This window comes from Allobosea vaviloviae (assembly GCF_001298265.1).
In the GTDB taxonomy this organism is placed as follows: Bacteria; Pseudomonadota; Alphaproteobacteria; order Rhizobiales; family Beijerinckiaceae; genus Allobosea; species Allobosea vaviloviae_B.
Window position 1 is genome coordinate 212922 of the sequence record NZ_LGSZ01000095.1, and the last position, 7299, is coordinate 220220.

A 7299-nucleotide genomic window follows, 5' to 3' on the forward strand; every position below is an offset into this window, starting at 1 on the left:
GCGGCGTCACCGCACATAGCGCCGCTCCCATTCCGCGGTGATCCGCGTCGTCCAGGCTGGGTGTGGTTCCGCAAGGACGGTGCCGAGCTCCGCATTGGTCGGCAGCGCCGGCACGCCTTCTGGACGCGCGAAGAGCGCCCGGCTTGCCGGTGGCACCTTGTCGAGATCGAGCACCGTGAAATTGCCCATGTGACGCGGATCCTGCGCCCGAGCCTGCGTCTCCGGCTGCAGCAGGAAATTGGAGACCACCATCGCGCCCTCCGGGTGGGCGGCGTTGTAGGGGATCGCCACGAAGGAGGTGTTGCCGATGGTGCCGCGCTCCAGCACGAAGACGCGCGCGCTGTCCGGCAATTGCCGGTTGGCGATGGCTGTCGCTGCTTCGGCCGGGCTGAAGGAAATGTAGAAGTCGATCTCGCCATCGACCAGCAGTTGGCGCTGGGCGGGGCCGGTCTCCGGAAACTCCAGCCCCTGTCGCCAGAGATGGGGACGTAGCGCGTCGTACCAAGCCCAGAGCGGCGCGCTGGCCGCCGCGAAACCGGCATTGTCGGGCGCTGTCTGCAAGACCAGGGCGTCGGAGACGAGTTCGGCGAGCGCCTGTTTCAGGAAGGTGGAGCCGAGGAAGTTGCGGATCGTCGGATGCGTCAGCCGGCCCGGATTGGCCCTCGCCCAAGGGACCATCGCAGCAATGGAGCGCGGCAGGCTGGAGGCAAGCGTTCTGGCGCTGTCGTAGAGATAGACGACCTGCGCCATGCGCCAGGGCGTCGCCATCCCCTCCACCGGCACCGTGAAATCGACGATGTTCGAGCGCTTGCTGGTGGTGTCGACGAAGGCCCAGTTCGGCAAAGCCTCGACATAGGGACCAAACAGCAGCGTCTGCTCCTTCATCGTCAGAAAATTCGGCCCATTGATCCAGATCAGGTCGACACTGCCGCCGGTTGCGCGCCCGGCCTGTTTTTCGGCGAGCACGCGGGTCACGGCTTCGGCGGTGTCGCGCAGCCGGACATGGTTGATCGTGACGCCATGGGCCTTTTTCACCTCCTGGCCGACCCAGGCGATGAAGCTGTTGGTGCGTTCGTCGCCGGCCCAGGCGTTCCAATAGACCGTCTGCCCCTCAGCCTTGGCGAGAATGGCTGGCCAATCCGCAGCCTGCGGCGAGCGCGGCTCTGCCAGCGCGCCGCCGCCTATCAGAGCGGCGCCTGCGGCGCTGGCCAGTCGAAACGTGTCGCGACGTGTGATCATGCGGGTCGATCTGTCCTTCATGGCGTGGTTCTCAGCGAGACGGTCATCGGCGTCATTCGGCCGCAAGGGGATGCCGTCTTGCCAGCCGTTCGCTGCGGATCCGGGCGATCACCGGACCCAGCACCTCCTCGTGGAACCGGTCGCAGCCGATGCAGAGATTGCGATACGCACCGCCCTTGGGCTGAACCGTCTGAGCTTTCGCGAGATAGGTGTCGAGGTCCCAGCCATAGGCCAGGCCCATGCGCTCGGGGTGGCCGGCATTGATCGCCTCATAGACCGGGTGTCCGACGAGCGAGTCGAGCATGCCCTCGAGCGGCTCCTCGGTCAGATTGCCGATCGGCAGCTTGGTCTTCATGCAGCAGGGGAAGACGTCGCCGGCCGCATCGATCGCCACCTCCGAACCGGAATAGCGGTGGTTCAGGAAGTTGAGACCGCCCGACCAGCGGTTGCAGAAATTGTCCGCCATGGTGGCGGTGGACAGTCCGTTTTTCCACGCCCGCCCGCGCGGCCAAAGTCGGCCGATCCAGGCATCAGGCGTCGCGCCGAAGAAGGAGAACAGCGGCCCGTCCTCCTCATGCCATCTGCGGGTCTGGTGCTGCAGGCCCGAGCGCTGCAAGCCGGCGGCCTCGAACCAGCCGATTAGCCGCTGCTGCAGCGGGTCGCGCTTGGCTCCCTCCATGCCGACATGAAAATCGTCCATGCCCGCGACCGAGATCATCCAGACGCCGCGCGCGACGAGGTCGCGGATGATTTCCTCGGTGAGCAGATCGCCCGTTGTCTGCACCACGACATTGACGCCACCGCGCCCCGCATAGCGTTCGCGCAGCGCCTCCAGAAGCGGGTAGAGCGCAGGCTCCCGGATCGGATCGATCAGCACCTCGCCGCCCGAGAGGATGATGCGGCCGCGACGCTCCTGCCAGCCGCCGCCGGCAACAGGCTGTTCCAGATCGAGATAGGTCATGCGATCGGGCAGGTTGGCCAGGACGCGCGGCCAGTTCTGCAAGGTCTGCCCGACCACGTCTCCAAGGGCGTTGCGCACATAGGGCCGGAACCGATCCTCGTAGCAGTGAACGCATTTCCGGTGGCAGGCCCAGGTGATCGACCAGTAGATGGATTCCATTCAGGCTTCCTCGTTCGTTGGCACGGCGCGCGTCGTCGGTTCGGAAGGACCGCCGAACGCCACCCAGCCCTGGCGAAGCCGCGTCAGCGTGGTGACGAGGCAGGCGGCGGCGAAGACATAGGCGATGAGTGCAAAGGACTGAGGGAAGACGCACATCAAGGCCAGGGCCGCGATCGTCTCGGCGCCTTCGGTCAGGCCGGTGAGGTAGTAGATACCCTTCTGCGGATAGACCTCGCTGGTCAGGCCGCGTTTGGCGGCGATGACGGCGAAGGCGAGGAAGCTCGATCCCGTGCCCATGAAGGCTGAGAGCAGGACCGCCGCCGGCAGCGCGTTCCGGGCCGGATCGGCCAGCGCGAAACCCAGCGGGATGCAGCCGTAGAAGGCGAAGTCGAGGGTGATGTCGAGGAAGGCGCCGCGCTCGGTCGGGCCGTTCAGCCGCGCCACCGCCCCGTCCAGCGCATCGAACAGCCGGCCGACCAGGATCGCCACCAGCGCAAACCCGTAGAACTGCAGGGCCAGCGCCGGCACGGCACACACGCCGATGACGAAGCCCGTCACTGTCAGGCTGTCTGCGCCGACGCCGTGACGCGCCAGCGCCGCGGCGACCGGCTGCAGTCCGCTTTTGACGACCGGCAGGAGAAAGCGGTCCAGCATGGCTAGCCCCGCCGCCAGCGATGGAAGCGCGCGACCAGCGCCAGCAGCCGATGCGGGACATGGGCCCGCTGCCAGGCACCGGCGGCATATTTCGCCGCCTCCGGATAGGTCGGATAGGCGTGGACGGTCGAGAGGATCTTCTTAAGCCCAAGCCCATGGCGCATCGCCAGCGCGAATTCGGCGATCATCTCGCCGGCATGGTCGCCGACGATGGTCGCGCCGAGGATCGTGTCGCCGCCCTCGCTGGTCAGAACCTTGACGAAGCCCCGACGCGCGGCGTCCGCCACGGCGCGGTCGAGTTCCGTAAGATCGTAGCGCGTGACCTCGAAGCGAAGGCCGTTGTCCCGCGCCTCGCGCTCGTTGACGCCGACGCGGGCGATCTCGGGATCGAGGAAGGTCACCGCCGGCATGACGCGGTAATCCGCCTTGAAGGCATGCAGATCGCCGAACAGGGCATTGACGCTGGCATACCACGCCTGATGGGCCGCGGCATGGGTGAGCTGGAATGGCCCCGCGACATCGCCTGCCGCGAGGATATTGGGGAATTTCGTCTGGAGCCAGGCGTTGGTCTCGATGGTCCTGCCGGTCGGGATCCCCAGCTCCTCCAGCCCGAAGCCCGAAAGCCGTGCGCTGCGTCCCACGGCGCAAATGAACTCGTCGAAGGGCAGCTTTTCGCGCACCCCGTCCCGCTCGACGAGCAGCGCCTTCGACGCTCCCGAGCCCTCGCAGGCCAGCGCCTCATGCCCGGTCAGGACCGTGATGCCCTCGGCCTCCAGCGTCGCCTTCGCGAAGGCCGAGACCTCGTCGTCCTCGCGGGCGAGGAGGCGTGCGCCCATCTCGACCAGGGTGACGCGCGAGCCCAGTCGAGAAAACGCCTGCGCCAGTTCGACGCCGATCGGCCCGCCGCCGAGGATGACGAGGCGTTCCGGCGCGGCGTCACGGCCGGAGAAGCGTTCCCACAGCGTGTCGGAGGTGACGTAGCCGCTCTCGGCGATCCCGGGCAAAGGCGGCACGAAGGGCCGCGCGCCCGTGGCGACGATGATCGCGCGCGTCGTAAGGACTTGAGCCTCGCCATCCGTCCGCGCGATCTCGACCGTCCAGGGATCGCGGATGCGGGCATGGCCGGCCACGACGTCGACGCCGAGTTGCGTGTAGCGCGCGACGCTGTCATGGGGCTCGATTGTGGCGATGACCTCCCGAATGCGGGCCATCGTCGCCCTGAAATCGACGGAGGCCGGCGCCGCAACCAGCCCGTAGCGGCCGGCGTGGCGGATCCTGTGGGCGAGTTTGGCGCTGGCGATCAGCGCCTTGCTCGGCACGCAGCCATAGTTCAGGCAATCGCCGCCCATCTTGTGCGCTTCGACGAGCGTCACCTTCGCGCGGGCGGCCGCGATGACATAGGCGCTGACGAGGCCGGCCGCACCCGCGCCGATGACCACGACGTTGCGGTCGAAGCGCTCGGGGCGTGTGAAAGGCGCATACAGCGCCCTTCTCCGGTAGAGCGAGAACGCGACCTTGCTGAGCCAGGGAAAGATCCCGAGCAGGGCGAAGGAGGCGAGAACGCCCGGCGAGGCGATATCGGAGGGCTGGTCGATCTCGGCCAGCTGGGCACCGGCATTGACGTAAAGCAGCGTCGCCGGGAACATGCCGAGTTGGCTGACCCAGTAAAAGGTCCAGGCCCGGATCCGCGTCAGCCCCATCACGATGTTGACGAGGAAGAACGGAAACACCGGGATCGTCCGCAGCGAGAAGAGATAGAGCCGGCCGTCGCGCGCGATGCCGTCATCGATCGCCCTGAACGGCTTCGCGAAGCGCCGGCGCAGGCCGTCCCGGAACAGATAACGCGTCGCCAGAAAGGCGAGCAGCGCTCCCAGGCCCGACGCGAAAGAGGCGAGCAGCGTGCCTTCGACCAGACCGAACAGCGCCCCGGCCGCGAGCGTCATCAGGCTGGCGATCGGAAGTGACAAGGCGGCGATCGCGAGATAGGCGACGAAGAACGCCAGGCGGAAGCCGATCGGACGCTGCTCGACCTGCGCCAGCAAGGTGTCGAGATGAGTCTTGAGATCGTCGAAGGTGGGAAGGCGATCCTGGAACATGACGGCGAGTGCGCCCACCGTGACGGCCGCAGCCAGGATTAGATAGGATCGCTTCGTCATCGAGGCCCGATCATCAGAGGAATGGAAGCGAGAGATGGAGTGACGTCCCCTTGCGATCCGCCAGTACCCATGAAGCTTGTTCGTCGCACAGACCGGTTTCGTTACGTCTCCCGCTTCGCACACCAAGCCGGGATCTCCCCCCTGACCGATCCTGCCGGGCAAAAACGGCCAAGGGAACGATCGAGAGGACACGGATGATGACGCAAGCTCCGGGCGATGTCGTCCTCATCGGCGGCGGCCACACTCACATTCAGGTTATGACCGCCTTCGGCCGCAGGCCCGAACCCGGCCTGCGTCTGGTCCTGATCAGCGACCAGACGCATGCGCCGTATTCCGGCATGCTGCCCGGCCATCTGGCCGGGCTGTATCGACGCGACGAGATGCTGATCGATCTCGCCGCCTTGGCCGAAGCGACCGGCACGACACTGATCCTGGCCCGCGCCACCGGCTTGGATCTGGCGCGCAGGCAGGTGCTTTGCGATGGCCGCGCGCCCGTGGATTATCACCTGGCGTCGATCGATGTCGGCATCATCCCGGACCTGTCGGGGATCGCGGGAGCGGACCGCGACGGCCTCGCAGTCAAGCCGATCGGCAGCTTCCTCGCGCGCTGCGACGCCATTCTGGGCGCGGCCGTGGATGAGGGGCGCCTTCGCGATGTCGCCGTCGTTGGCAATGGCGCGGCCGGCGTCGAACTCGCCTTCGCTCTTGCCGCCAGGCTGCGCGCGAGGGCCCAGGCTTCGCCGCCCGCCCGCATCACCTTGATCGGGTCCGGTCCGGTGGTGGCGACGCTCAATGCCGGGGTCCGGCGCCATATCCACCGCGCGCTCGATCGCCACGGCATCGCACGGCGGGACGGCGTCCGCATCGTCGCGGTCGAAGCGGGCGCCGTGGTGACCGCGACCAACGAACGCATCGCAGCCGACACCGTCCTGATCTCGACGCGGGCGCGGCCGCCGCGCTGGCTTGGCGAGACGGGGTTGGAGCTGTCACAGGACGGCTCGGTCGCGACGGCGCCGACGCTTCTCGCCATGGGACGCGAGGATGTCTTCGCCGTCGGCGACTGTGCCACGATTCTGGAGCATTCGCGCGAGAAGGCGGGCGTCTTCGCCGTGCGGCAAGGGCCGGTTCTGGCCCGCAACATCCGCCGGCGCTGGCGAGGCGAGGAGCTGGAGCGGCACCGGCCGCAGACCGCCTATCTCGTCATCCTGATGACGGGAGACGGCCGCGCCATCGCCGGCCGCGGCGCCTGGCTGGCGGCGGAGGGGCGTCTCGTCTGGTGGCTCAAGGACTGGATAGATCGACGATTTATGGCCAGGTTCCAAACCGCGATCTGAACCTGGCCGTTTCGGCCGCTTCTCAACTTGCGCCCAATTCGCCTCGCCGCTGAGGCAGCCGGTTGAGCGCGATCTTGAAGGAGTTCCTGGCCCCACGCGCGCTCTTGGTGCGCAGCGACACATAGGCCTTGTTGGGGACGGTGACGGTAGCCGATTCGTCGGCCATAGGCAGGGTCACGGCACGACTGCGCGCAGCTCGTTCGGCACCCAAACGTTAAGGTCGTAGCATCCCGACTTGGTAGCGAAGGGACGGGCATTGCAAGGTCCGTGTGTGAAACCGCTGCGTGAAAGCGGACACCCGATAAGCCCTTACAAAACCGTATCTCTTTGTCCTGCTGAGGAAAAAGAGTGGTGCCCAGGAGAGGACTCGAACCTCCACGCCCTTGCGAGCGCCAGCACCTGAAGCTGGTGCGTCTACCAATTCCGCCACCTGGGCAACGGCGGTTCGTTTACGGAGCCGGCGTGGTACTGTCAACGCCTGCGGAGCGATTTGTTGCAGATCATCGGAATTTCAGGGGAAAGGATCGGTCCGGTCGCCGCGGCTGTTGCGGCCGCGGCGGAATTCGGCCCGATCAGGCGGCGCGGCGCGAAGACTCGGGCACGGCGTAGACGGGTTGGGCGTCACGCGATCCACCAGCCCCCGCGCCCTCCTGTCCTGTCCTGAAGGCTGCGACGAGGTCGTTGAGCTGCCCGATGCGGGAGGAGAGCGAGGCGGCCGAGGCCGCGCTCTGTTCGGAGAGCGCGGCGTTTTGCTGGGTCATCTCGTCGAGATGAGCGACCGCCTGGCTCATCTCGT

The 7299-nt window shown here is 67.0% G+C and carries 6 protein-coding genes, 1 tRNA gene and 1 pseudogene; 1 reads left to right on the forward strand and 7 read right to left on the reverse strand.

The genetic code is table 11. The annotated features are described in order from the left end of the window. Nucleotides 1-6: 6 nt before the first annotated feature. Genes AE618_RS26880 through AE618_RS26895 form a run of 4 tightly spaced genes read right to left on the reverse strand, consistent with a single transcriptional unit; the run spans nucleotide 7 to nucleotide 5169 of the window. The gene (locus tag AE618_RS26880) at nucleotides 7-1239 is read right to left on the reverse strand and encodes an ABC transporter substrate-binding protein (protein WP_082365630.1); all 1233 of its coding nucleotides are present in this window, start codon (nucleotides 1237-1239) and stop codon (nucleotides 7-9) included. 52 nt (nucleotides 1240-1291) lie between these two features. After that, nucleotides 1292-2359: a radical SAM protein gene (locus tag AE618_RS26885; RefSeq protein ID WP_054212115.1), complete on the reverse strand. Its 1068-nt coding sequence runs from the start codon at nucleotides 2357-2359 to the stop codon at nucleotides 1292-1294. Continuing rightward, entirely contained in the window at nucleotides 2360-3013 is a 654-nt protein-coding gene (locus AE618_RS26890) for a CDP-alcohol phosphatidyltransferase family protein (protein WP_054212116.1), read from the reverse strand. Nucleotides 3014-3015: 2 nt separating this feature from the next. Further along, a complete protein-coding gene (locus tag AE618_RS26895; protein WP_054212117.1) occupies nucleotides 3016-5169 on the reverse strand; it encodes an FAD-dependent oxidoreductase in 2154 nt (717 codons plus the stop codon). Nucleotides 5170-5363: 194 nt separating this feature from the next. Between AE618_RS26895 and AE618_RS26900 the strand changes: the two genes are divergently transcribed. Continuing rightward, on the forward strand, nucleotides 5364-6503 hold the full coding sequence (locus AE618_RS26900) for an FAD-dependent oxidoreductase (protein ID WP_054212118.1): 1140 nt from the start codon (nucleotides 5364-5366) through the stop codon (nucleotides 6501-6503). A 22-nt stretch (nucleotides 6504-6525) separates the two neighbouring features. Here the strand turns inward: AE618_RS26900 and AE618_RS28325 are convergent, their stop codons facing one another. From AE618_RS28325 to AE618_RS28655, 3 genes and pseudogenes are all read right to left on the reverse strand, one after another. Next, nucleotides 6526-6681 (reverse strand): hypothetical protein, encoded by a 156-nt coding sequence (locus AE618_RS28325; protein WP_156330513.1) that lies wholly within the window; start codon nucleotides 6679-6681, stop codon nucleotides 6526-6528. Nucleotides 6682-6852: 171 nt separating this feature from the next. After that, nucleotides 6853-6939 (reverse strand) — tRNA-Leu (locus AE618_RS26905). A 136-nt stretch (nucleotides 6940-7075) separates the two neighbouring features. Continuing rightward, a pseudogene (locus AE618_RS28655) lies at nucleotides 7076-7299 on the reverse strand (hypothetical protein); the annotation flags it as partial.

What these genes read in the sequence shown, in the direction of transcription:
- AE618_RS26880 (WP_082365630.1), bottom strand. Translation starts at nt 1,239, where the DNA reads ATGATCACACGTCGCGACACGTTTCGACTGGCCAGCGCCGCAGGCGCC.
- AE618_RS26885 (WP_054212115.1), bottom strand. Translation starts at nt 2,359, where the DNA reads ATGGAATCCATCTACTGGTCGATCACCTGGGCCTGCCACCGGAAATGC.
- AE618_RS26890 (WP_054212116.1), bottom strand. Translation starts at nt 3,013, where the DNA reads ATGCTGGACCGCTTTCTCCTGCCGGTCGTCAAAAGCGGACTGCAGCCG.
- AE618_RS26895 (WP_054212117.1), bottom strand. Translation starts at nt 5,169, where the DNA reads ATGACGAAGCGATCCTATCTAATCCTGGCTGCGGCCGTCACGGTGGGC.
- AE618_RS26900 (WP_054212118.1), top strand. Translation starts at nt 5,364, where the DNA reads ATGATGACGCAAGCTCCGGGCGATGTCGTCCTCATCGGCGGCGGCCAC.